Origin of the sequence: Senimuribacter intestinalis (assembly GCF_943192965.1) — a bacterium.
GTDB lineage: Bacteria > Bacillota > Clostridia > Peptostreptococcales > Anaerovoracaceae > Senimuribacter > Senimuribacter intestinalis.
Window position 1 is genome coordinate 26,544 of record NZ_CALPCF010000009.1, and the last position, 22,326, is coordinate 48,869.

Annotated in this window: 22 protein-coding genes and 1 pseudogene; 6 read left to right on the forward strand and 17 right to left on the reverse strand. The window is 43.5% G+C overall.

Features of this window, described 5'->3' with window-relative positions; all coding sequences use genetic code 11:
- The first annotated feature begins 30 nt into the window (after nucleotides 1-30).
- Nucleotides 31-1,131 (forward strand): fibronectin type III domain-containing protein, encoded by a 1,101-nt coding sequence (locus NFR88_RS09070; protein ID WP_251615324.1) that lies wholly within the window; start codon nucleotides 31-33, stop codon nucleotides 1,129-1,131.
- Nucleotides 1,132-1,314: 183 nt separating this feature from the next.
- Here the strand turns inward: NFR88_RS09070 and NFR88_RS09075 are convergent, their stop codons facing one another.
- The 11 genes from NFR88_RS09075 to NFR88_RS09125 form a co-directional block, all read right to left on the reverse strand.
- Nucleotides 1,315-3,006, reverse strand: a complete 1,692-nt coding sequence (locus NFR88_RS09075) for a [FeFe] hydrogenase, group A (protein WP_251615327.1) — start codon at nucleotides 3,004-3,006, stop codon at nucleotides 1,315-1,317.
- A gap of 14 nt (nucleotides 3,007-3,020) precedes the next feature.
- Nucleotides 3,021-4,907 carry an NADH-quinone oxidoreductase subunit NuoF gene (gene nuoF, locus NFR88_RS09080; RefSeq protein ID WP_251615331.1) on the reverse strand — a complete coding sequence of 629 codons (1,887 nt, stop codon included), beginning with the start codon at nucleotides 4,905-4,907 and terminating at the stop codon, nucleotides 3,021-3,023.
- 1 nt (nucleotide 4,908) lies between these two features.
- The gene (locus NFR88_RS09085; protein WP_160202128.1) at nucleotides 4,909-5,382 is read right to left on the reverse strand and encodes a complex I 24 kDa subunit family protein; all 474 of its coding nucleotides are present in this window, start codon (nucleotides 5,380-5,382) and stop codon (nucleotides 4,909-4,911) included.
- Nucleotides 5,383-5,610: 228 nt separating this feature from the next.
- Nucleotides 5,611-6,807: an FprA family A-type flavoprotein gene (locus NFR88_RS09090; protein WP_161908140.1), complete on the reverse strand. Its 1,197-nt coding sequence runs from the start codon at nucleotides 6,805-6,807 to the stop codon at nucleotides 5,611-5,613.
- A gap of 169 nt (nucleotides 6,808-6,976) precedes the next feature.
- Entirely contained in the window at nucleotides 6,977-7,888 is a 912-nt protein-coding gene (glsA, locus tag NFR88_RS09095; protein WP_251615335.1) for a glutaminase A, read from the reverse strand.
- Nucleotides 7,889-7,921: 33 nt separating this feature from the next.
- Entirely contained in the window at nucleotides 7,922-9,289 is a 1,368-nt protein-coding gene (locus NFR88_RS09100) for an aldehyde dehydrogenase (protein WP_251615339.1), read from the reverse strand.
- Nucleotides 9,276-9,866, reverse strand: coding sequence for a class II aldolase/adducin family protein (locus NFR88_RS09105; RefSeq protein ID WP_251615341.1), 591 nt, complete (start codon nucleotides 9,864-9,866; stop codon nucleotides 9,276-9,278). Before NFR88_RS09105 ends, NFR88_RS09100 begins: the two co-directional genes overlap by 14 nt.
- On the reverse strand, nucleotides 9,856-10,482 hold the full coding sequence (locus NFR88_RS09110) for a hypothetical protein (protein WP_251615344.1): 627 nt from the start codon (nucleotides 10,480-10,482) through the stop codon (nucleotides 9,856-9,858). Before NFR88_RS09110 ends, NFR88_RS09105 begins: the two co-directional genes overlap by 11 nt.
- Nucleotides 10,475-10,900, reverse strand: coding sequence for a GtrA family protein (locus NFR88_RS09115; protein WP_160202123.1), 426 nt, complete (start codon nucleotides 10,898-10,900; stop codon nucleotides 10,475-10,477). The genes NFR88_RS09110 and NFR88_RS09115 overlap by 8 nt, the downstream gene beginning before the upstream one ends.
- A gap of 218 nt (nucleotides 10,901-11,118) precedes the next feature.
- Nucleotides 11,119-11,823 (reverse strand): B3/B4 domain-containing protein, encoded by a 705-nt coding sequence (locus tag NFR88_RS09120; protein ID WP_251615349.1) that lies wholly within the window; start codon nucleotides 11,821-11,823, stop codon nucleotides 11,119-11,121.
- A gap of 444 nt (nucleotides 11,824-12,267) precedes the next feature.
- Nucleotides 12,268-12,780, reverse strand: coding sequence for a hypothetical protein (locus NFR88_RS09125; protein WP_160202121.1), 513 nt, complete (start codon nucleotides 12,778-12,780; stop codon nucleotides 12,268-12,270).
- 132 nt (nucleotides 12,781-12,912) lie between these two features.
- Here NFR88_RS09125 and NFR88_RS09130 point away from each other — a divergent pair, with 132 nt between their 5' ends.
- The 3 genes from NFR88_RS09130 to NFR88_RS09140 all read left to right on the forward strand — a co-directional run bounded on the left by NFR88_RS09130 (nucleotide 12,913) and on the right by NFR88_RS09140 (nucleotide 14,951).
- A complete protein-coding gene (locus tag NFR88_RS09130; RefSeq protein WP_160202120.1) occupies nucleotides 12,913-13,749 on the forward strand; it encodes an AraC family transcriptional regulator in 837 nt (278 codons plus the stop codon).
- Nucleotides 13,750-13,759: 10 nt separating this feature from the next.
- Nucleotides 13,760-14,182: a DUF2000 domain-containing protein gene (locus NFR88_RS09135; RefSeq protein WP_251615353.1), complete on the forward strand. Its 423-nt coding sequence runs from the start codon at nucleotides 13,760-13,762 to the stop codon at nucleotides 14,180-14,182.
- 223 nt (nucleotides 14,183-14,405) lie between these two features.
- Nucleotides 14,406-14,951, forward strand: a complete 546-nt coding sequence (locus tag NFR88_RS09140; protein WP_160202183.1) for an NADH peroxidase — start codon at nucleotides 14,406-14,408, stop codon at nucleotides 14,949-14,951.
- Nucleotides 14,952-15,298: 347 nt separating this feature from the next.
- Here NFR88_RS09140 and NFR88_RS09145 read toward each other — a convergent pair.
- From NFR88_RS09145 to NFR88_RS09155, 3 genes and pseudogenes are all read right to left on the reverse strand, one after another.
- Nucleotides 15,299-15,535, reverse strand: a pseudogene (locus NFR88_RS09145) (Txe/YoeB family addiction module toxin); the annotation flags it as partial.
- Between the two features lie 18 nt (nucleotides 15,536-15,553).
- A complete protein-coding gene (locus NFR88_RS09150; RefSeq protein WP_251615356.1) occupies nucleotides 15,554-15,820 on the reverse strand; it encodes a type II toxin-antitoxin system RelB/DinJ family antitoxin in 267 nt (88 codons plus the stop codon).
- A gap of 236 nt (nucleotides 15,821-16,056) precedes the next feature.
- Nucleotides 16,057-16,566, reverse strand: coding sequence for a helix-turn-helix domain-containing protein (locus NFR88_RS09155; RefSeq protein WP_160202118.1), 510 nt, complete (start codon nucleotides 16,564-16,566; stop codon nucleotides 16,057-16,059).
- A gap of 908 nt (nucleotides 16,567-17,474) precedes the next feature.
- Here NFR88_RS09155 and NFR88_RS09160 point away from each other — a divergent pair.
- Nucleotides 17,475-17,708, forward strand: coding sequence for a helix-turn-helix domain-containing protein (locus NFR88_RS09160; protein WP_161908083.1), 234 nt, complete (start codon nucleotides 17,475-17,477; stop codon nucleotides 17,706-17,708).
- 318 nt (nucleotides 17,709-18,026) lie between these two features.
- Here NFR88_RS09160 and NFR88_RS15065 read toward each other — a convergent pair whose 3' ends face one another.
- Nucleotides 18,027-18,149 (reverse strand): hypothetical protein, encoded by a 123-nt coding sequence (locus NFR88_RS15065; RefSeq protein WP_279261689.1) that lies wholly within the window; start codon nucleotides 18,147-18,149, stop codon nucleotides 18,027-18,029.
- 306 nt (nucleotides 18,150-18,455) lie between these two features.
- Nucleotides 18,456-19,418, reverse strand: coding sequence for a DNA-binding protein WhiA (gene whiA / locus NFR88_RS09165; protein WP_251615359.1), 963 nt, complete (start codon nucleotides 19,416-19,418; stop codon nucleotides 18,456-18,458).
- Nucleotides 19,419-19,671: 253 nt separating this feature from the next.
- Between whiA and NFR88_RS09170 the strand changes: the two genes are divergently transcribed.
- A complete protein-coding gene (locus tag NFR88_RS09170) occupies nucleotides 19,672-20,613 on the forward strand; it encodes a DDE-type integrase/transposase/recombinase (protein WP_251615363.1) in 942 nt (313 codons plus the stop codon).
- A gap of 136 nt (nucleotides 20,614-20,749) precedes the next feature.
- On the opposite strand, the gene NFR88_RS09175 is transcribed toward NFR88_RS09170, so the two are convergent.
- Nucleotides 20,750-22,258, reverse strand: coding sequence for a recombinase family protein (locus NFR88_RS09175; protein WP_251615366.1), 1,509 nt, complete (start codon nucleotides 22,256-22,258; stop codon nucleotides 20,750-20,752).
- Between the last annotated feature and the right edge of the window lie 68 nt (nucleotides 22,259-22,326).

Here is a 22,326-nt window from a genome sequence, read left to right on the forward strand (position 1 = left end):
ATTAATTATTATAAATATGGAGGAATCAACATGATGAAAAAGAAAATCTTTGTAATTTTTCTTTCACTTGCACTGATTGTTGCATGCATTCCAGGTAATATGCTCCTATCTTATGCTGATTTTAGTCCTGCCTACGATTACGATTACGATGATGATGAATTAGGTGGCGACGATTACGAAATCGAATTTATTGACGCAACCGAAGAAAAAGGACAGTTATTTGTTTATTGGGTACCTAAGCACGGATTCAACGAGTACGATGTACTCCACTACGAGGTTTCTGTCAAATATCCTGAAAGCGATGAGTTTGTATTTCTTAAAAAAATTGCCAGTGATGACGAAGAATATCAGTACTGGGTCCCAGTTGAGGTTGAAGACGAATATGGCGATGATGAAGACGGATGGGCAGAAATGGATGCTTACGGATTTGACTTTCCAGTTACCAAAAGAGGGTATTACGAATTCAGAGTCCGCGCCTGCTACAGGGACGACTGGGAAGAAGGAGAATTCTACACAGAGTGGGTCACCGGCGGCGGTCTATACCTGAATATGAAAAAGCCCGTCGTAAAAACGAAAACTTTAAGTTCTACAGAAGTACTTCTATCTTGGGATCCTGTTGAGGGCGCATCCGATTATATCGTTTACCGCGCAAAGAGCTTAAAAGGTAAATATTACGAAATGGGAACTGTGAATGAATTTTTTCCTGGAGAGGAAGTCTCCACATACTGGATTGACGAAGGTCTTCCTAACAGAACATACTATTACTATGTAGTACCCGCTGCAAAGTATGTCGGATTTTTGCACCATGGAACTCCTTCCAAAACGGTAACAGGAACCACTGGCGTCTTAAAATCTAAAATCAGCAGCATCTCTTCTTCCGCAAAGAAAGTGACCATTCGCTGGAAGAAGGACGTGACTGCCAGCGGCTATGAAATTTACAGATCTACCAGCCCATCCAGTGGCTACAAAAAAATAGCCACCATCAAGAGTAGTTCCAAAACTAGCTATACAGATACCAAAAAAGCCCCTGGAAAAAAATATTACTATAAAGTGCGCGCGTATAAGATAATCGATGGCAAAAAAATAACAGGACCTTACAGCAATCGAAAATCTATTACCGTTAAAAAATAAATAGGTCTTATCGCGGAGTGCACCGAAAATTTCGGCGCACTCTGTTGCGATTACAGACAAAAACTCGTTTTATGCTGCTTGCGCTGGCCACCTTCACACTTTTGTCTCCAAAGGCCGCGTAAAAATGCCGAAACGGCTGAAATCTTTTCAGCCGCCCCGGCATTTTTCATAGCGTTCTACATTTTATTTCTCGTTATGCAAAAGCTTATGCTCTCTTCCTTTCAAGATACCATCATATAGGCTCAGCGCCACCGGGTTCTGATCTGATGACTTAATCTGGGAACGGCTGTCAAAACGATAAAGTCCCGCCTGTCTTGCCGCACTGTTGGTAGTTTCCTGACCGTTGGAAACCGGCTGACCGCCGCCGTTTACACAGCCGCCAGGACAAGTCATAACCTCAATGAAGTCATATTTCACATTACCTGCTTCCATCTCATCAAGAATCTTGCTTGCATTGCCAAGACCGTTTATGATAGCAATTCTTACATCCTTGCCATCAAGGCTCACCGTCGCTTCCTTAATAGCGTCATTGCCGCGAACGCCAGAGAACTTGATTTCATCCAGTTCTTCCGGTCTGCTGCTCTTTGTCAGATAACGAAGCACCGCTTCTGTTACGCCTCCTGTGTTTCCGAAGATTGCACCTGCACCGGAGGACATTCCAAACGGCATATCGAGAGCTTCCGGTGTGATTTCAGCCATGTTGATACCAGTGGATTTAATCATGCTGGCAATCTCGGTTGTAGTCAGAACGTAATCCACATTCTGTTCGCCATCGGTGAAATGTTCCGGACGGATAATTTCACCTTTCTTCGCAGTACAAGGCATGATAGAAACCACAACAGTTCTTCTGGAATCCTCCGCCTTCTTCATTCTTGCCTCTTCCTTAATCAGCGCCCCAAACATCTGCTGCGGAGAGCGACAGGTAGAAATATGTTTTGCAAACTGCGGATATTTGTCCTCACAGAACTTCACCCATGCCGGACAGCAAGAAGTGAACAACGGCAGATTTTCGCCGGATTTCAGTCGCTCTACAAACTCGCCTGCTTCTTCGATGACCGTCAGGTCAGCACCGAAGTCTGTATCGTAAACCTCTTCAAAGCCGATATAACGCATTGCAGCTGCCAGATGTCCCAGCGCATTGACGCCTTTTTCCATGCCAAAAGCTTCACCAACTGCCACACGAACTGCCGGCGCAATCTGTGCAACAACGCGTACATTCTTGTCCTCCAATAACTGCCAAACTGGTTCTGTATCAGACTTAATGGTGATTGCGCCGGTCGGACAAACCACGCGGCACTGTCCGCAGCCAACACAATTGGTTTCGTTTAAATCTCGCATAAACGGTGTTGTCATCAGCATGTTGGAGCCTCTGTTTGTGAAACCCAGAACACCGACTCCCTCTACTTCGTGGCACATACGCACGCAGTCACCGCAGAGAATACACTTATTTGCATCCCGCACAACACAAGGAGATGTGGTATCCATCGGATACTGCTCTCTATAATTCTCAAAACGAATGTCAGTTACGCCCAGACGGTTTGCCAGATTCTGCAGATCGCAGACACCGTTTGCAGCACAGGTTGTGCAGTCTCTGCAGTGAGCAGCAAGCAACAGCTCGATGACCATCTTTCTGTGGTGCTGAATTTTACGGGTATGTGTAAAAATTTTCATGCCATCTCTGGGTCTTTCGGAACAAGAAGCAAAGACTTTTCCCTTGTCATCCTCCACTACACACAGACGACAGGCGCCGTGGGTAGAAAGCTCGGAGTGATAACAGAAAGTAGGGATGTCAATGCCTGCGTTACGAATGACCGTCAGGACATTTTTTTCATCTGTAAATTCTACTTTTCTATTGTTGATTGTCATAAATCCCATGATTTTTCTTCCTCCTACCACTCGATATGAATTGCATCAAACGCACAGTCAGACAGACATGCGCCGCACTTGATACAAGTCTCAGTGTCAATATGATATGCTTTTCTAATCTGACCGGAAATCGCACCTGCCGGGCAGTTTCTTGCACACTTGCTGCAGCCCTTGCACTTATCAGGGTCAATAATAAATTTCTGCAGCGCAGTACAGTTTCTGGAAATACATTTCTTTTCCAGCACGTGCTGCTCATATTCTTCACGGAAGAATTTCAGCGTACTCATAACAGGCTGTGCCGCGCACTTTCCAAGACCGCAAAGTGCTGTATCCGTAATAGTTTCCGCCAGTTCTTCCAGCATGTCGAGATCTTCCAGTGTTCCCTTGCCGCCAACGATTCTCTCTAAGATTTCCAGCATACGCTTGGTGCCTTCACGACATGGAACGCACTTACCGCAGCTTTCGTTCTGGGTAAAGTTCATGAAGAAACGGGATACCTCTACCATACAGGTATTTTCATCCATGACTACCATACCGCCGGAACCGATCATCGCGCCGATTTTCTTCAGGGAGTCAAAGTCCAGCTTCATGTCCAGATGTTCTTCCGTCAAACAACCGCCGGACGGACCGCCAATCTGTACCGCCTTAAACTTTTTATCGTCCTTAATGCCGCCGCCGATATCAAAGATAACTTCGCGCAAAGTGGTTCCCATCGGCACCTCAATCAGCCCTGTATGTTTTACGCTTCCGGTCAGGGCGAACGCCTTTGTTCCGGAGTTATTTTCTGTTCCAATGCTTGCAAAAGCCTCAGCGCCGTCTGCGATAATCATCGGCACGTTGGCATAGGTTTCTACGTTGTTCAAAACAGTCGGCTTGTCAAAGAGCCCCTGTTCTACTGTTCTAGGAGGTTTTACTCTCGGCATACCGCGGTTTCCTTCGATGGAGGAGGTCAAAGCACTTCCTTCACCACATACAAAAGCGCCGGCACCTCTGTTGATATGTAACTTAAAGCTGAAATCTGTGCCCATAATATTGTCGCCCAGAAGTCCTGCTTCTTCCGCCTGCGCGATAGCATTTTTCAGACGGCTGATTGCCAGCGGATATTCTGCACGAACGTAGATATAACCTTCATCAGAGCCTACAGCGTAAGCTGCCAGCGCCATACCTTCGATCATCTTGTGCGGGTCGCCTTCCATGATACTTCTGTCCATAAATGCGCCCGGATCGCCTTCGTCACCGTTGCAGACAACATAGCGTTTCTTTTCTTCCTGTCTAGCAACCTGGGTCCACTTTTTACCCGTCGGGAAACCTGCACCGCCTCTGCCGCGAAGACCTGCTGCAAGCACTTCATCGATGACCTGCTGCGGACTCATTTCAAATAAAGCCTTCTCCAAAGCCGTGTAGCCGCCAATGGCGATATATTCCTGAATGTGTTCCGCATCGATAGAACCGCAGTTTTTCAGTACGCTTCTGTGCTGCTTTTCGTAGAAATGGATTTCATCCTGCTTTGGACATTCCTTACCATCCTGCTGGAACACCAGTCTGGTAATCAGTTCCCCTCTTTCGATGGTTCTGTGGAAAATCTCTTCGCAGTCAGCAAGCTTCACCTTAGTGTAAAGGATATCCTGTGGCTCAATTTTCATCAGAGGACCCATTTCGCAGAAACCGTGACAGCCGCTCTTGCGAACTACAACGTCTCCATCACCATGAACAACCTCCGGTTCAAATACTACCTCCACATCTGGATTCTGTGCAACCAGCTCACACATCTTATCGTAAATCTCTGCAGAACCTCCTGCGATACAGCCGGTGCCCGCACAGATTAAAATTCTGCACTTATTGCTTTCTATTTCTTTCTTCGAAGCCTCACGAACTTTAGCGAGAGACTGTCTGTCTGTAATTTTATTCATGTTACACTCCTCTCAATTCGCGAACTAAATCAATCGCCTTTTCCGGCGTCATTGCCGGATACACCTTATCATTGACCGTTAATACCGGTGCAAGACCACATGCTCCCAGGCAGGATACGGTTTCCAAGGTAAACAGCATGTCTTCTGTAGTCTGCTTTCCCTTAAAAAGCCCTAGCTCACTGTACAGCGCTTCCAGAATTGGAATGGACTTGCGCACATGACAGGCAGTTCCGTCACAGACTTTAATCAAATATTTGCCCTTTGGCTCAAATGAGAAGTTCTCATAAAAAGTCGCTACACTGTAGGCCTGGGACTCCGGTATGTTCAGCTTACCTGCAACATAACTGAGTAGCTCCGGCGGAAGGTAGCGATACTCTTCTTGTATCTCCTGTATAATTGGAATTAGGTCCTTTTGGGTTCGCCCATGGGACGCTATAATCTCATCGGTTTTGTCATAATACTCTTTTTCCAGCATGTTTGTTGTACACCTCGCATCAATGCCTTGTTCGGCAAAAACGACGCCTTTTCCTTTCTATCTTTTTGTTATGCTTTCATTCTATTGGTTTGATATTTGCTTGTCAACAGGCAAACGCGAAATTATCCAAAAAAATATATAAAAATGCGTAAAAAGAACAAAAACTGCTACTTTTTAGCAGCAGTTTTTGGGTAATAATCCTATTTTATTGTAATATGCACTGTTATCTTACTGCAGGCTTTCTGCAATCGTATCAGCCAGCTGTTCCAGCTGTGCATAAGTATCTTCGTTCAAGGAAGAAGCCACAGTCAGCCCTTCGTTTAAAAGGGTCGTGTTCTTCATCTTGCTGACAGCTTCGATCATCTTTGGACCTGCCTGCGGTGCCCATGTGCCGTTGCAAACCGTGGCCACAGTTCGGTTCTGCAGGTTCAGCGCCGCCATGTCCTCCAGGAAATTTGCCATAACCGGGAACACATTCAGGTTATATGTAACGGAAAACAGCGCCAGATGGCTGTACTTAAATGCCTCTGCGATTAGATAGGATACGTGAGTGCAGGACACATCGTAAAGCGCTACGTTAGCAACGCCTTTTTCGCACAGCTTTGTTGCCAGAATATTAGCTGCCGCCTCTGTATTCCCATACATGGAAGCATAAGCGATCATCACGCCCTTTTCTTCCGGCGTATAAGTGGACCACTTGTTATATTTGTCCAGAATGTAGTCAAAATCCTGTCTCCAAACCGGTCCGTGGAGCGGGCAGATATATTTAATATCCAGACCAGCCGCTTTTTTCAGTAGGTTCTGCACGTTGGCTCCAAACTTGCCAACGATATTGGTGTAGTATCTTCTGGCATCGTCCAGCCAGTCTCTATCGAAGTTCACTTCATCTGCAAAGAGTTTACCATCCAGAGATCCAAAAGATCCAAACGCATCAGCAGCAAAGAGCACACCGTTTGTCGTATCGAAGGATACCATCGCCTCAGGCCAGTGCACCATCGGCGCCATAACGAAAGTCACCTGATGTTTTCCAAAGGACTTCACGTCGCCTTCTTTCACGGTTTCCACATTGTCTGTATGGAATCTGAACTGTCTCATAAAGTCAGCTGCCTTGACACTGCAGATAATCTTTACATCCGGATATCTGAGAAGAATCTCCTCAATAGATGCACCATGGTCCGGCTCCATATGGTTGATCACCATGTAATCCAGTTTTTTTCCGTCTAATACATATTCAATATTGTCCAGGAACTGCCTGCAGACAGACCAGTCCGCTGTATCAAACAGAACCGTCTGCTCATCCATCAGCAAATAGGAATTGTAAGAAGTTCCTCTCGGAATCGGATGAATATTTTCAAATAAATTTAATCTCTTGTCGTTTGCTCCAACCCAGTAGAGATCATCTGTTACCTTTCTAACACAATGCATAATCACTCATTCCTCCTTTATCACTCTAATCGTTATCATTTTACCACAGAGTTCTTCAATGTCAAACACTGCTGGGATTTTTCGTATCATGAAAAATCTCAGCAAAAGTATAAAAATCTTTAATAGTTCCTTTATACCCTATTTCTTTCAGCTTAAAAGATGGGTTCCATTAAAAGATACTCAGTTCCCATTCTCTGCTCAGTGCTTCCAGCATTTTAATCCCGGCAACGCTGTTGCCTTTGCGATCCAAGGCAGGTGAATAGATTCCGATTCCCATGCGATTCGGGCAGTCCGCCATAATACCACCGCCAACGCCGCTCTTTGCAGGAATGCCTACTGTCGTTGCAAATTCGCCGGAGCCATCGTACATGCCGCTGGTAATCAGTACTGCATTGAGAAAACGAGCATCAGCTTTTGGAATAATCTGCTCTCCCTGACGATTCTTTCCGTGATTCGCAAGCATCAGCGCGATATTTGCAAGGTCCCGGCAGTTGACTTTCATCGAACACATAGCAAAATACACATCTAAAAGTTCATCTACACTGCCGTAAATCATGCCGGAATTTTTCAGAAGATAGCCCAGCGCCCGGTTCTTGTTTCCCGTTTCCCGCTCTGAGCGGTAGACCTCTCTGTCGATTTCCAGATCCGGGTTTCCCGTAATTTTTTTAGAAAACTCCATCAGACGGCGGAATCGCTCTTCATTATCCTTCGCCTTTACCATGCCGCAGACTGCAATCGCACCAATATTTACCATTGGATTGATATGCTCCTTCAAAATCACCGAATCACCGTAGTCAATGGCATTAAACGGTTTTCCCGTTGCTTCTACACCTACATGGGACTTCACCACATCAATACCATTGTCAATGGCGGCGAGCATGAGAAAAATGGTTTTGGCAATACTTTGAATGGTAAAATTCTTGTCCCAATCGCCTGCACAAAATTCTCCTTCTTTCATCGCTACATAAACGCCGATTTTCTCATTGTCAGCCTTAGCAAGTTCAGGAATATAGGAGGCAACCTGCCCTTCCAGGGTGTACCTTCTGCAGTCCTCCAGCACTGCATTTAAAACTTTTTCCATAATAAAATCCTCTCATTATCAAACGATCTCAATTTATTTCAAAAACTTTTTCAGAAATCTCAAGCTGTCCGGATAAGGTGCATAGCGCATCGGCATATCGATCAGCGTAGATTTTTTCAGCACACTCTTTTCATGGGTGAATGTCCTGAAGCTGTATTTTCCATGGTAACAGCCCATGCCGCTTGCTCCCACGCCGCCAAAAGGCATGGAGTTGCTGACAAGGTGCATGATGGTATCGTTGACGCAGCCGCCGCCAAAGGACAAATGAGTCATGAGATACCGTTCCCTTTCTTTTGACTTTGTAAAGAAATACAACGCCAGTGGCTTCGGGCGAGCCTCGATTTCCCGCTTTACCTCTGCCAGATCCGTAAAGGTCAGCACCGGCAGAATAGGTCCGAAGATTTCTTCCTGCATGGACAGACTGCTCCAGTCAGCGTCATCCAGAATCACCGGTCCAATCTTGCAGTACTTGTCGTCTGCACCACCAAAGTAGTAAGGGGCTTCTCCCTCTAACATTGCGCCCAGCCTGTAAAAATGCTTTTCGCTGATAATCTTGCCATAATCCTTGCTTTCCAGCGGATACGGTCCATAGAGCGCTTCTATATTAGCAACCATTGCTGCAAGGAGTTTTTCCTTTATACTGCTGTGCACCAGCACGTAATCCGGCGCTACACAAGTCTGCCCGCAGTTTAAAAATTTGCCCCAGACAATACGCCGTGCTGCCATAGCAATATCGGCAGTTTCATCTACAATGCAGGGGCTTTTTCCGCCAAGCTCCAAGGTAACTGGACACAGATGCTTTGCTGCGGCTTCCATGACCTGCCGGCCCACTGTTTTTCCACCGGTAAAGAAGATATAGTCAAACTTTTCAGCAAGCAAATTCTCATTGGCCTGCCTGCCGCCAGTTACCGTGTACACATAGCCTTCGCTGAAAGTCTCATGCAAGATCTTTTCGATGACTTTGGACGTTTCCGGTGAATATGCCGAAGGTTTTACGACTGCGCAGTTGCCTGCTGCCAGCGCACCGATCAGCGGCACCAGCGTAAGCTGCAGCGGATAATTCCACGGCGACATGATCAAAACAACACCGTAAGGGTCTTTGTAAATGGTACTCTTTGCCGGAAAATTCACCAGTGCCGTGCGCGCCCGCTGAGGTCTTGCCAGAGACGAGAGATGTCGCACCATATAGGTGATTTCGCTGTATACAATCCCAATCTCCGTTTCATAGGCTTCGTACCTGGATTTGCCCAGATCCGCATATAATGCCGCATAGAGTTCCTCTTCGTGACGTCTAAGATTCTCCCGAAGTCGCAAAAGTCCCCGCCGTCTATACTGCAGATTCCTACTAATACCCTCTCGAAAAAAAGTTCTCTGTTTTTCTAAAATCTCATATAATTCCATTTGATCCACCCGCTTTCCATCTGCTTTCGATATATTTGCTGCAATAGTCTTCCAGCATGCAGCAGTTTGCGAAAGCGTCTTTAAGAGTTTTTCCCACACATAACATGCCGTGACTTGCCATAATACATCCGTTATTTTCCCCTAAAGCCTCCAGCGTATGCGTCCAGAGTTCCTCGCTTCCCGGCAGTGCATAGGCTGCCAGCTTTACCATCTTTCCAAATGTCTCCTGCACTTTCACATCTTCTATGGGCACATCTTTTCTTGCCGCCGCAAAAATAGCGCAGTATTTGGAGTGGGTATGGATTACTGCGCCCACATCCCTTCGCACCCTGTAAATTTCCCCATGCAGCCCCTTCTCAGAAGTAGGTCTCAATGAACCTTCCCAGACAAGAGTTTCCAGATTTACCTTTACCATATCCTTCGGCTGAAGCCCTGCATAGTCCAGTCCCGAAGGCGTCACCAGCATAGAGCGTTCGTCCTGCCTCACAGACAGATTGCCATAAGTACCTTGGACGAGTCCAGTTTCCAAAAGTTTTTTCCCATAGACGACTAAATTCTCTCTGTACTCATGCTCCATGGTTCGCCCTTCCTTCCTGGGATTTCACAGCGTTTTCTGCCTTAGAATAATTCTGCAGATAATTCTCCCGCATGAAAACCGCCTCTTCTTCGGAAACAGGGACCGCACCGCCGAGTACCTGGGCTTTGAGTGCGACTTCTGCCTGTTTTTCCAAAACCTGCAGCGCAGTTACCGCTTCGAAAAGGCTGCGCCCCGTGCAGATGGTATAACGATCTTTTACAAAACAGCCTGCGGCATGCTGCAGCGCCGCTTTAATCTGGGGTTCCTCGTAAGGCAGCACTTCTGCTTTCGGACCTATAACCTGCGCCATATCATCGAGGGAAGCCCTAAGAGGTTTTTGTCCCTGTGCTGCCTGCCTGCAATAACGAGTATTGGAAAGCACGATTGCACAGACTTCACTGCCGCCCATAAGGATTGATCCTTCGACAGGATAGATCTGCCGAAGTGCGTCACCAGCATTTTCTCTAATCGTAAATGCGCCGGCAAGATCACCCTCAGTCTCGTAAAAAACGCCGTCCACCCTTACGAGGACTTTATACTTCGCCAGCTGACTATCATCTATCTGCGTCAGCATTTTGGCGTATTTATTTATCATTACAGCAATTTGCTTATTCACGGTTTGCCCTCTTATTCGTATTGATACTGCTGCCAAATACAAAAAATCTGTCATAAAGAAATTCGGTTATCAGGTTGATTAGCATAGTGCCAAAGAGTACAATATACTCGTTTATGCCGCCATCAGTCAGCACACTGCCCCACCAGGTGGACAGCGGTGTAAACACACAGTAAAAGCCGAATACCTTTGCCATGGCAAGAGGCACGTTGCCCGCCGATTTAAAGGTAAATTCCCGATTCAGCGTAAAGTTCCACAGTACTGATGCGATCAGCGCAATCAGATAACACGGCCAATACCTCCAGTGCAACAACTCATTGAGCAGTGTAAACACACCGGTCTGAATGACACCTGCCGATATGGAAAACAATACAAACTTTAACACCTGTAAACGATTTTCTTGCTTCGATAGTTTCTTCATCTCCTTCTCCACCCTTACTTTTAAAAAAATATACCGCAGCCATTGGCTACGGTAATATTATCTCAATAATTCAACCTAAAGTCAAGCCGGCTGCCTAATGCGTCCATGGCAAACGTGTCAGGCAGAAAATGTGGGGTCTTGCCTTGCTGTCATGGCCAAATTCGTTGACAAAAATAGAAATCCGTCAACGCTGGTTCAGCGCTTTAGAGCGGCTGCCCCTATTCTACCTCAAAGACTCTATTATTCTTGTCGATATATCCGACAGATGCCTTGACTCCGAAAAATTTCTCAGCAAGGGCTGCCAGTTCCTGCGCCGCTTCCTCTACCTTGTCCTTATTCAGATCTGTAAATCCATCGATCGGGAACAGCACATCACGGGTTTCCTCTGTAATCTTACCAATCTCGCTCTGTCTCCATGTCCAGCGGCGTGTTCTGACCTCACCTGCGGAAACATATACGACTTCTCCCTCTTCTTGCTTTTCCATCTCGCCGTTACCAAAAGGAATGAATGTATCTTCCGGCTTCGAATGACGCACTTCCAGCGCTTCATCGATGGTCGCCATATCATGGGCGCCAATCGGCAGATGATACTTAATCGATACAGCATTGCCCAAATCTACGATGGCGTTGATGTGCGGGAATCCCTTGCCCTTAGCAATGCGGTCAAGCAGTGCCTCTATGGAACACATATATCTGTTAGGGTTGATGCCCATTGCACGAAATGCTTCTCTGTAAGGAACGATATCGTCAGCATTCTTTACTTTAATTCCCTCAAAATCCTTCTCGCAGACTTCGATATTTGCCTGCAGCATTGCCTCAAGTTCCGGAATTTCCTTGGTATTGTCCATGCCCTTTACTGCTACAATACCAAAATATCCATTAGGCAGAAGGTCAAATACTTCTTTTGCAATTTCAAATCTCATATTCTCTTGTCTCCTTTACATTTTTTGCCCCAGTAAAGTCTACAACTTCTCCTATTTTTTTAGTCTAACACAGTTCTGGAGTAAAGTGCAAGAGTATATTTTACTTCTGCCACGGCAAACCTGTGAAATGCCATGGATATTGGATTTTCATACCTAATCCGTTTTTTTGCAAAAAAGGTACTAAGAATTAGGAGCTATTTTATATTAATTAAAAGATTTTTAGCAAATAAAACGGAATTTATCGTATTTTTCTGTTTTTCATGCGTCTATTCTCGTAAAAACTTGCCATCTTATGAAAGTCAACCCCTCAAATTCCATATAATGGATAGTACAATTCAAAGGTTTTAGTACCTTTTTTGTAAAAAACGACTAAAGGTACTAGTCCTACATTTCGTAGGAAGGGGATTCATGCATCTGCCGTGTTACCTCTGCTTGCCTTCTACGTTACTCCCAGGGTTCAATCCGAAGCACCAGTCCGCCAGGAATACCAGTCTCCATATTGGTCGGGTAAAGCCCCACGCGAAATTTCTGTTCGCCTGCCCGATAATACCAGATATAATAATTGAGCGGTTCCTGCCGTTTGGAAGCCTCCGTCATGCTGGCATAGTGATAGCCGCTGCTGCTTTGATTTGACTCTCCACTTCGTTTTTCACAAGCGCGCCATACGCTTTGCGCATAGCCGTCCACCAGTTCCTGGTTCATTTCTTCATCAATGTCAAAAAGGATACTATATGTACCATCCACTACTTCCAAACTCTCTTTTGCTGTACCACAAGGTCTCCCAAAGTCTTTGATTTCACACGCTTTTTCGATGACGTCAGTCCAGGCTGCGCAGCTTTTTTCCATTAAAATCTGTCCTTTTGTCTGCACTTGGGTTTTGCCTGAGCATGCTGTCACGAGAAACATCATCACCGCTGCAAAAGAAACTAGAGTGATTGTCCTTATTTTTACTTTCATTCCATACCGCCTCCTGCAAACAGTGTATGTGCGGACAAAAAAAACAGAACTCAAAATGAAGATATCTTACAAGCATGTATTTAAAATCCATGATACACTATCACTAATCAAAACCAGAAAGGATGGCTTTCCATGGAAAAAGAAACTAGAACAATCTGCTACGATACCGATTTAAAAATTGAAGCCTATCGCTTCGCACATATAAGGCAGCCCTTTCCCAATCACTTCCACGGTTACTATGTACTTGGAATTATCGCTGAGGGTTCGCGGAATATGACTGTCAAAAATATCGACTACTGTGCTCGCGCAGGTGATGTGATAGTCTTTTCTCCTTACCAGAATCACGCATGCCTGCCCGATGGCAACGCCGCTCTTTCCTATTATGGGCTCAACGTTTCCTCGAAAATCATGGAAGAAAGATGCCTAGAGCTAACCGGCAAAAAGTTTCTTCCTGCTTTCGTATCACCGCTGCTGCAGGACGAGGAACTTTACTCGTACATCTACCAGCTTAACCAGTTAATCTTTGAAGAAAGTAAGGAATTTCAGAAAGAGGAACTTTTCCTTTGCCTCATTGAACGTCTGCTCCGCCGTCATGGGTTTGTCCAAGAGGATGATTCGCAGAAAGACTGCGCTAATCCTAGCAGCATAGAAAAAGTCTGTAATTATATCGACGAAAATTTTGATCGGCACATTTCACTGAATGACCTATGCGATATTGCCTGTCAGAGCAAGTCCACCCTGCTGCGCACGTTTACCAGGGAAAAGGGAATCACACCCTATCGATATCTGGAAACGGTTCGGATTAACAAAGCCCGCCAACTTCTGGAGGACGGTTTAAATCCTGCTGAGGCTGCTCTCAACACAGGCTTTTCGGACCAAAGCCATTTCAATCGCTATTTCACCATGTTTACCGGTCTGACACCAGCCCTGTACCGTGATATCCTTCAAAAAAAATTAACAAGAAAGTGAGAATTTTGTCATGAATTTACAAGAAGAAAAATGTGTTATGATTATTGATGAGACGCTGCCCCTTGGCATTATTGCCAACACCGCAGCAATTTTGGGAATTACTCTGGGTAAAGAACTGCCTGAGGTCGTTGGCTGTGATGTGACCGACAGTTCCGGCTCTTTACACAAAGGAATCATCGAATTTCCTGTTCCCATCCTTTCAGGAAACAAAAAAATTCTGCGAGAAATTCGAGAAAAACTCTGCAGACCGGAATTTTCCGACTTGCTGACAGTAGATTTTTCGGATTTGGCGCAGACCTGTAAAACCTATGAAGAATTCACTTTCAAGATGGGCAACACTGCCGAAAGCAACTTAAATTACATAGGGATTGCCATATGCGGATCCAAGAAAAAAGTCAATAAACTAGCAGGCAGTATTGCACTGCTTCGATAAAATAGATGCATAAAAAGGCAGAAACAGCAGTAATCTGCTGTTTCTGTTCGTGACCCTTCGTCAAGGTTTTTCTGCGGGTACACTCTAACCCTAATCGATATCTTTCACTGTTCATAAAGTTTTTATAAAAATTCCATAGAACTTTTATAAAAAAGTGTTAGATTTAAGAAAAAATGTGGTACAATAGACATAATTAAAAAATGAAATTCAAGGAGGATTTAACATTATGAAATGGGTATGTTCAGTTTGCGGATATGTTCACGAAGGCGACCAGCCACCTGAAAAATGTCCACAGTGCAAAGTTCCTGCAGACAAGTTCATCAAGCAGGAAGAAGGTAAAGTAGAATTTGCAGACAAGCACGTTGTAGGCGTTGCTCAGGGAGTTGACCAGGAAATCATCGACGGTCTTCGCGCTAACTTTGAAGGTGAATGTTCTGAGGTAGGCATGTACTTAGCAATGGCTAGAGTTGCTCACAGAGAAGGTTATCCGGAAATCGGTCTGTACTGGGAAAAGGCTGCTTGGGAAGAAGCTGAGCACGCTGCTAAATTTGCAGAACTGCTGGGCGAAGTTGTAACCGACTCCACTAAGAAGAATCTGGAAATGAGAGTAGAAGCTGAAGCTGGCGCTTGCGCTGGTAAAAAAGCTCTGGCTACTATGGCTAAACAGCAGAATCTGGATGCAATTCACGACACCGTACATGAAATGGCTAAGGATGAGGCAAGACACGGCGCTGCATTTGAAGGTCTGTTAAAGAGATACTTCGGCTAAGCAAAATTGTTTAAAATTCAATGCTTAGAAAATAGAGGAAGCTTGGAAGGGCTTCCTTTTTTCGTGGGAGATTCAGCGTGAGAAAGCGGATGAAGTTGTCACTTTCTGATTGTGCAATCAATAATTCTTAAAGAACTTGTCACTTTTTACAATAATATTATACTACAATTTCATTGAAATTTCAACGCTTTAAAACATTTTCGCAACATATTTTAACATCATTTTACAAATCCGAACTACATCGTAACATCTCACAACAGCTTAAGAAAGTTACCGCAAATGTGCATAAAAAAAAGAAAAGGTATGACTGCAAAAGCAGCCACGCCTTTTCTGCGTTTTTGAGTTCTTTAGTTACCATAATGACCTTTGCACTGATAAACCTCTATTTCACCATCTACTATGCGATAAACCAAGCGATTCACCCCATCTATACGTCTGCTCCAGTAGCCATTCAGATTTACTTTTAATCCTTCAGGTTTTCCAAATCCTTCAAAAGGATTTCGCCCAATATCCTTTAGCAAAGCATTGATTCTTTTTAAGGTTTTCTTATCCTGCGACTGCCAATAAAGATATCCTTCAAAAGCCCTTTGTGTAAAATGATTTTACTCATCTGCCATTGCCTCTAATTCTTCCATCGTTTTCACTATCACGTTTCCCTTTTCCATCTGTTCAATGCTTTCACGTAAGCAGGTCATATTCATATCACTATAAAACGGGTCTATGGAAACATCAAAAGGAATTCTCTTTTCCCGGCTAAGCTTTTTGGCAAAAATAGTAAATGCCGTGCTCATGCTCAAACCTAGTTCCTCACATACATTTTCAACATCCTTTTTCAGATTATCGTCCATTCTAATGGAAATAGTAGCCATGTTATCAACTCCTTTCAAGATTATTGTACTTCTTTTTCATACTATGTCAATACAACGTATTCGCTTTTCGCGAGTCAGAGGATAGATTCTGTGAAAAGAGCGAATTTCTAAAGTAAAACTATTTTACCCCAGAAACATACGTCCCATGAAAGAATTCTGCAGATACCTATAACCGATTTTTTAAAATCCATCTCCCATTTCATTCTTCCCTTAAAATCCTAGGACTTTCGCCGTCATCATTTCCCGTTATTATCTTCTTTACTCCTTGGAGAAGTAGAATAGAAATCAGAATGGGAAAAAGAATGTGAATGAGAAAGATAATTGCGCCCTGTTTCTATACTGCTTGTTGCGGTATCTGCGGTATCGTCCTCAAAAAAATAATCCTCTGGCGGCAGAGTATTTAAACCATACTCTTTAATTCTTCTTTGAATCGTATCTACTGAACAGTTAAATATTTCCGCAATATTTGCTTGCGTTCTTCCCTCCATCAAGCACTTTGCAAGTTCATCTTTTTGAATATTGATTTTCTTTCGATAGTTTGGCTTGGCGCTATCAATGCTCGCTATCACATTATCAAGACCATAAAGCCATACTTTATCTTCTTCATCTGGCAGTACGCCATATAATCCATATTGCATAACCGCATTAATATAATTGTTCGCACCCTCTACTTGCTTTGCCTTTAAAAGCCTTTCAAACTGCGCATATGCGCTTTCATATAATACAAAACTCTGTTTATAACTCATTTTGTATTCCTCCTATCTTAAAAATTTCTTTGAAAAGGATAAAAAAGAAACGCGTAGCAGGTTGAGTTCTGCCGCGCGCTTCACATATATCTATAACGGCTAAGCCGTAGTAAAGAATTTTAATATATTATATCTATATATGCACGTATTTGGAGCGACCTCCTCTACTAATTTCAGATGGTAAAAGTGCCATAAATTTTAAGGTCGATTCCTTTGCGGTAAAATTGCGTCTGCCGCAATTTCTCTTTTATTCTCTTTCTATAATATTATATAGATTTTAAAAAAGGTTCAAATTTTGAAGAGGTTGGAAATTTTAGTAGACAAAAACACAGCCGCTGCTATGTGGAAAATATTGCTTTGATATTGAATTTTATTCTTCTTTGTGGTATATTGGTTTCAAGAGGAAAGCCATTGAAAACGGCTAACCTAACAGTTTACGAATAACTGCCAAAGTTGCAAGCTGTGGGCAGTTATTTTTTTATGTAAATAGTGATTCTTACTCTACCAAAGGTAATTGTAATCCTCATCATATTACCACCTTCCTTTTAGTCCAAAACCCCTTTCGAGTTTCGAGGAAGGCTAACCGCTTTCGCTTGTCCTCTTGACAAGTATATTATATCATTTCTGATATAGGTAACCCACTATGATTTTGACTATAATAAATTATAATTATTTATTATAAGATCCCTTATACTTATTAGTACTTTTCGACAACCTCTTCTCAGTTAAATTTATAAAAGAAATTGCTGCAAATGCCGTATAAAAAGGTATGACTACAAAAATATCCGTACCCTTTTAAACTTTGCAGTCTTTTAGGGCAATCCGACCTATTTTTATTTTAAGTCTTGACATTACCTCGTTGCTTATGTCATACCAAAATCATAATAATGAAAGGAGGTAAATAGGATATGACATTAAAAGAATTTGACCGGGTAGGAATGGGTGTTCGCATCCGTCTCAGCAGAGAACGTGCAAATTTTTCCAGAGAACAACTTTCTGAACATCTGGATATTACGCCTAAATTTCTATCTGACATTGAATGCGGCAACAGAGGACTCTCTATGCAGACATTCATACTACTTATTCAAATCCTGGACGTTTCTGCAGATTATTTAATCTTTGGAAATACTGCCGAAGACTAACTAAAGTAGGACTGTAATTCCATCGGCTTCCATGCTGATAGGAAGATTGAAGGCACCGCAAAAGCGGTGCCTTGGTCTTTTCGTTTTAATGATAACGTTCTATACGAGATGAAGCATCCCTCTCTGAAAATATGCCAATCTTTCCTGATATACGAATACTTACATTTTTCTTTGAAAGAACGTAAATCAACCGACTCAATTCTACACTATTGTTATTTCCAGTAGAAGAGAATACTCCAGACGGACTTGTAGAAATTGTGTAAGTGCCTTTCCTTCAACGCTTACTTTTTCTTCCCCTATAAAATCCTCCCATACGGTTTATATAACCCAAGCTCGTTTCTGCATTCCATACACGCTCATCGGCACAAAAAACAGCGAAATCACTACTGCAGTGCAAATGAAAACCTTAATCTTTGTTCCAAACATCTTCATCGCATCCATAGCTCCCTCTCTCTAAACCTTCTGTTAAATAATACTTATATTTTCTCTTATATCCAAGTAACGCTTGTGCTCAAATGAAAAGAAAGACCGCAGCAGCAGTCTTTCTTTCCATAGATGCAATATGATAATTTATGTTAAAGTCGTGCAGAGGGGAGTAAATCCTTTGCCTAACCGTAACACCAATTTTTTAGGTTCTTTCATTCTACATCTAAACGATTAACTTTTCAATAGTAAATTTCAAAATTTTTCTTATTTAATATATTTCATTCTCAATTTTTAAGATTCCAAAAACATTAATCTGAAACCTTACAGTTTTGCAGCCAGTTCCTCTATTCTTCTGAACCTGTTATTGATACCTGATTTTTTCATCGGCGGGTTCATCATCTCCGCTAACTGCAATAAATTCGCCTCCGGATGCGCCAGGCGCAACTCTGCAACCTCCTGTAGTTTTTCAGGTAGCCATCCAAGCCCCTTTGCGTTCTCAATTTTTCGGATTGCTGAAATTTGCCGCTGAGAAGCGTCCAAAGTTCTATCCGTATTAGCGTTGTCACAGTTTGTAATCCTCACCGCGTTGTTGACAAGCTCCTTCTTTATCTTCACATCTTCAAAGGCAAAAACCTGAGTATGAGCACCCATAATAGCCAGCGTATCACTGATATACTCCGAATTTTTCATATATACAATATAGCTTTCTTTTCGCTGCACCACCTTTGCGGATAAATCCACAAAGCTGTTTATCATTTTTCGAAGATTCATGGCAAGATTCTTGCTGGCGCACACAAATTCTAAATGGTAGCTTTTCGCAGGGTCATTCATCGTTCCCGCACCCATAAAAATGCCGCGCAAATACGCTTTCTTACAGCACTTGCTGCGAATAAGACCATCAAATATTCCATCAGAAATATAATTGTTGCCTTCCCGCACCATCAAAATTCCTGTTTCACGCAAAATTTGCTCACTGCGCATTTCAGGACTGATGGCAAGCATATAGATTCTGCCTTTCTTGGGCGGTGGTGCGTCCTCCACTTCTAATTCCGTATCTACTTGAAAATATTCTTTAATCAGTTTTTTATAATGCCGCGCCACTGCCGGATTTTCCGTAGTAATGACAATCTTAAACTTTCCGCCTCCTGCCAGCCTGAGACTGCCAGACACTCTAAGAAAGCCCGCAATTTCTGCAAGCATACAGCATTTCTTTTCTGGCTCAATTCTAGCCAACTCGTTTTTCGTTTCCGCCGCAAATGACATGATCTGTCCTCCATCTATCACATCTGCATCTTTTTATATTCTACACGGGATTGCTTAAAACCCAAATTTATGGGGTTGCATTTCCTTTCATTTGCCAGCAATCACAATAACATTTCCCGAAATAAATCTATTGTTTTATTATGACAGATTTTTACTCTAAACTCAAGCTGTAGGTTTACAATAGATGTGTTACAACTGAATAAAAAAATTGCAAGATCTCATTTTTGTGTTAAAGTTAAGTTACCACCCCAAACCATTACACAGGAGATCCCGCATGACAAGTATAACACAAGATATGAGATTTCGTCTATCCCTTTTAAATTACGCTGAAAAATATGGTGTTACCAAGGCTGCTATTAAATACAAGGTCAATCGTCAGTACATCTATCGTTGGCGTCGCCGTTTTGACGGCTCTATCCAGTCGCTTAGAGAACATTCTAGAAGACCTCATCATCATCCTAAACAGCATACTCCTGAGGAACTGAAGCTCATCAAAGACATGCGCCGTAGAAACCCTCATGCCGGACTCGTCGTACTTTGGGTAAAACTCTCTCAGCGTGGATATTCTCGCTCTATTACCGGTCTTTGGCGTGTTCTCAGAAGGCTTAAACTTACTCCAATCAAGCCTCCAAATCCAAAGTATATCCCAAAGCCTTATGAACAAATGGATTATCCAGGTCAAAGGGTTCAGGTGGATGTAAAGCATGTTCCTGCCGTCTGCTTAGTTGGTGAAGCTTCAGGTCAAAAATTCTATCAATACACTGCTATCGATGAATTTTCTAGATTTCGCTATGTGGAAGCATTTGACGAAATCTCCAGCTATTCTTCAACAGTATTTTTAGAACACATGCTGAAAGCTTTTCCTTTTGTTGTGGAATGTGTGCAGACAGACAATGGTCCAGAGTTCACTAAGCGATTTGTTAGCAAAAGAGCGAATGACCTTAGCCGGTTTGAGAAAAAGCTCAAAGAACTGGGTATTGCGCATAAGTTGATTAAACCTTTTACACCAAGACATAATGGAAAGGTAGAACGATCACATAGAAAAGATAACGAATATTTCTATGCAACCCACTCGTTCTACTCCTTTGCAGATTTTGCTGCTCAGCTAAAGGTTCATAACCGAAAGTACAACAACTTTCCTATGCGTCCATTAAAGTGGCTTTCTCCTAAAGATACTTTATTTAATTTTTTGCATGACGGTGTAACATATGTTTGACAAACCTTCATTTGTTAATACCCATCCCCTTCCAACATGATAAATGCAATTTCCGAAAAAAAAATCTATATAAACATCGGTGTACAAGGGGTACAAACAAGATAAAATAGAAATGAGGGGCGATAGAGCGGAAATGTCAGATTTTCCACTCTATCTGAACACGGTCGCTGGTGGCCTTGATCGTAGAGATCAAACCATCGGCGGCTTTTCTTTTGTCGTCAAAATCTATGCTCTCCCAGTTGTCGAGATAATAGGATAACTTCTTTATCTGCTGGGGCGATATGGTTTCAACACTCAATTCGGCGATTGCCTTTGAAATGGTCTGGCGTCGGGTGTCCAGTTCTTCAATTTTTTTGTTGGCGTAGGCAAGCAAGGTCGCATTGGCTCCGGTCAGCGTATCCAGCAGCTTTTCAATTTCTGCCTCCACTTGTGCCAGCTCCACTTGATAGGCGGTCAGTTTCGGATTGACTTTTTCCTCTCTGCCGTGGAGTATCTGAAAGTCTTTGAACTTCTCCTGCATGGCCGAGAAAATGAATTGCTCAAATTCTTCTTTGCGGATTTTCCCGCAGCCCGGACAGCCTTTGTTTTCCGTCCGTTTGGTACAGCGGAAATATCCGGTGCTGTTTGGTACATGGGTGGCTTTCAGAGCATACCCACAATGCCCGCATTTGATTTTTCCAGCCAGCCAAGTGTTCTTCGGTTTCCGTCCCTGCTGGAAGGTGGTATTTGCCATAAGTTTTTTCCGGCATTTCAGCCATGTATCAGAGGAAATGAGTGCTTCGTGGGGAGCGATAACAAGTATCTGGTCTTTTAAGCACCTGTCCTTGTCCTCCTTCACATCCCGCCCCTGATAGAGATAGCAGCCGTTTGTTCCGGCAAAGTCGGAAGCGTCATTGACAATCGCTGCGCCCTGGCTCTTGAAAAATTCGTACAGCTCCAAATCGGCCTGTGCGTAAACGGGGTTTCTTAAAAGCTGGGAAAGAAATGTACGGAACATGGATTTGCCATAAATTTTTATGTCATGTTCCTCGAAGTATCGGGTAATATCTCCGAAGGAGGTTTCCGGTTCAGCGTACATTTCAAACATCAGCCGAACATGGTCGGCGGCTACGGGGTCGGCAACCATTTTCTTTGTGCGGATACCCTCTACCACAGTAGGCTCTAACTGATAACCGTATGGTGTCTGTCCGCTCATGTGAAAGCCTTTCAGGCACCGTGAATAGTAGGCGTCTGTGACACGCTTCTGAATTGTCTCACGTTCAAGCTGGGCGAATACAATGCAGATATTCAGCATGGCCCGGCCCATCGGGGTCGAAGTATCAAACTTTTCCGTGGAGGATACAAACTCCACATCGTACTCTTGAAACAGCTCCATCATCGTTGCAAAGTCCAGAATAGAGCGGCTTATACGGTCCAGCTTGTACACGATGACCCGCCGGACCTTTCCCTTGCGGATTTCGCCCAGCAGCTTTTGAAATTCCGGCCTGTCCGTGTTCTTGCCGGAATAACCTTTGTCCTTGAATACCCGGCAGCTCCCACCTTTCAATTCATACTTGCAAAAGTCGATCTGACTTTCAATGCTGATACTGTCCTTGCGGTCTACTGACTGTCTTGCGTAAATACAATCTTCTCTGATAAACTCCATATTGGGCTCCTTTCCTTGTTGGAATGGAGCTACCAACCTTACAACTATATTATACCATCAGCAGCCCC

Coding starts and splice junctions, on each gene's coding strand:
- NFR88_RS09175 (WP_251615366.1), bottom strand. CDS start 22,258: ATGGAGTTTATCAGAGAAGATTGTATTTACGCAAGACAGTCAGTAGAC.
- NFR88_RS09115 (WP_160202123.1), bottom strand. CDS start 10,900: ATGAAGAAACTATCGAAGCAAGAAAATCGTTTACAGGTGTTAAAGTTT.
- NFR88_RS09070 (WP_251615324.1), top strand. CDS start 31: ATGATGAAAAAGAAAATCTTTGTAATTTTTCTTTCACTTGCACTGATT.
- NFR88_RS09120 (WP_251615349.1), bottom strand. CDS start 11,823: ATGAGATTTGAAATTGCAAAAGAAGTATTTGACCTTCTGCCTAATGGA.
- NFR88_RS09155 (WP_160202118.1), bottom strand. CDS start 16,566: ATGAGTTATAAACAGAGTTTTGTATTATATGAAAGCGCATATGCGCAG.
- NFR88_RS09170 (WP_251615363.1), top strand. CDS start 19,672: ATGACAAGTATAACACAAGATATGAGATTTCGTCTATCCCTTTTAAAT.
- NFR88_RS09105 (WP_251615341.1), bottom strand. CDS start 9,866: ATGGAGCATGAGTACAGAGAGAATTTAGTCGTCTATGGGAAAAAACTT.
- glsA (WP_251615335.1), bottom strand. CDS start 7,888: ATGGAAAAAGTTTTAAATGCAGTGCTGGAGGACTGCAGAAGGTACACC.
- NFR88_RS09100 (WP_251615339.1), bottom strand. CDS start 9,289: ATGGAATTATATGAGATTTTAGAAAAACAGAGAACTTTTTTTCGAGAG.
- NFR88_RS09075 (WP_251615327.1), bottom strand. CDS start 3,006: ATGGGATTTATGACAATCAACAATAGAAAAGTAGAATTTACAGATGAA.
- NFR88_RS09150 (WP_251615356.1), bottom strand. CDS start 15,820: ATGGCTACTATTTCCATTAGAATGGACGATAATCTGAAAAAGGATGTT.
- NFR88_RS15065 (WP_279261689.1), bottom strand. CDS start 18,149: ATGGATGCGATGAAGATGTTTGGAACAAAGATTAAGGTTTTCATTTGC.
- NFR88_RS09085 (WP_160202128.1), bottom strand. CDS start 5,382: ATGCTGGAAAAAGAGTATTATGACAAAACCGATGAGATTATAGCGTCC.
- NFR88_RS09160 (WP_161908083.1), top strand. CDS start 17,475: ATGACATTAAAAGAATTTGACCGGGTAGGAATGGGTGTTCGCATCCGT.
- NFR88_RS09090 (WP_161908140.1), bottom strand. CDS start 6,807: ATGCATTGTGTTAGAAAGGTAACAGATGATCTCTACTGGGTTGGAGCA.
- NFR88_RS09135 (WP_251615353.1), top strand. CDS start 13,760: ATGAATTTACAAGAAGAAAAATGTGTTATGATTATTGATGAGACGCTG.
- nuoF (WP_251615331.1), bottom strand. CDS start 4,907: ATGAATAAAATTACAGACAGACAGTCTCTCGCTAAAGTTCGTGAGGCT.
- NFR88_RS09130 (WP_160202120.1), top strand. CDS start 12,913: ATGGAAAAAGAAACTAGAACAATCTGCTACGATACCGATTTAAAAATT.
- NFR88_RS09125 (WP_160202121.1), bottom strand. CDS start 12,780: ATGAAAGTAAAAATAAGGACAATCACTCTAGTTTCTTTTGCAGCGGTG.